General features: G+C 65.8%; 1 protein-coding gene. It reads left to right on the forward strand.

What is annotated here, in order from left to right:
* The first annotated feature begins 122 nt into the window (after positions 1-122).
* Positions 123-839, forward strand: coding sequence for a Crp/Fnr family transcriptional regulator (locus AC1D12_RS34135; RefSeq protein WP_477828350.1), 717 nt, complete (start codon positions 123-125; stop codon positions 837-839).
* The last annotated feature ends 140 nt before the right edge of the window (positions 840-979 follow it).

Genomic DNA, 979 nt, shown 5'->3' on the forward strand with positions numbered 1-979 from the left:
GCCTCTGTATGTTCGATATCGAACATACAGAGGCCTCGCCAGCGCCTATAGTTGCCACCATCGGTGGCATCGGGCGGTACGCGTTCTGTGCCGGCTCCGACAATGTGACGGAGCTTCGAGACATGATCCTTTCCCCCGATCCGAAGCAGAACCAGCTGCTGGCGGCCCTGCCCGATGAAGAGTGGCAGCGCTGGCTGCCCCAGCTCGAATGGGTCGAGTTGACCCTCGGCCAGGTGCTCTACGAACCCGGGCGCACGCTCAGCCACGTCTACTTCCCCATCAACGCCATCGTCTCGCTGCTGTACGTGATGGAGAACGGCTCGTCGGCCGAGATCGCCGTGGTCGGCAACGAGGGCATCGTCGGCATCTCGCTGTTCATGGGGGGCGAGTCGACACCCAGCCGCGCCGTGGTGCAAAGTGCCGGCGAAGGCTACCGGCTCAAGGCATCGACGATCAAGGACGAGTTCAACCGCGCGCCGGTGCTGCACCTGCTGCTGCGCTACACGCAGGCGCTGATCACGCAGATGGCGCAGACGGCGGTGTGCAACCGCCACCACTCGCTCGACCAGCAGCTGTGCCGCTGGTTGCTGCTGAGCCTGGACCGGCTGACCGGCAGCGAGCTCGTGATGACGCAAGAGCTGATTGCCAACATGCTGGGCGTGCGGCGCGAAGGCGTCACCGAGGCGGCGCTGAAGCTGCAGAAGGCCGGGCTGATCAGCTATGCGCGCGGGCGCATCAAGGTGCTCGACCGGCCCGGCCTGGAACGACGCACCTGCGAGTGCTATGCGGTCGTCAAGAAGGAATACGACCGGCTGCTGCCCGAGCGGCTGGTCCGCTGAGCCCCCTGTGTACGCTGGCAGACGGTGATGCGGCCACGCAGGCCCCAGACTGCCCGCGCCATGAAAAACATCGAGAACGGCCTGATTGAACTGCTTCCGCGGGCGGACCGCCAACGCCTGCTCGCTGCGGGGGAGGCGGT

It is taken from the genome of Rhizobacter sp. P1_G5 (assembly GCF_056405435.1).

Excerpts from the sequence above, each read along its gene's own strand:
- AC1D12_RS34135 (WP_477828350.1), top strand. The coding sequence starts at position 123 with ATGATCCTTTCCCCCGATCCGAAGCAGAACCAGCTGCTGGCGGCCCTG.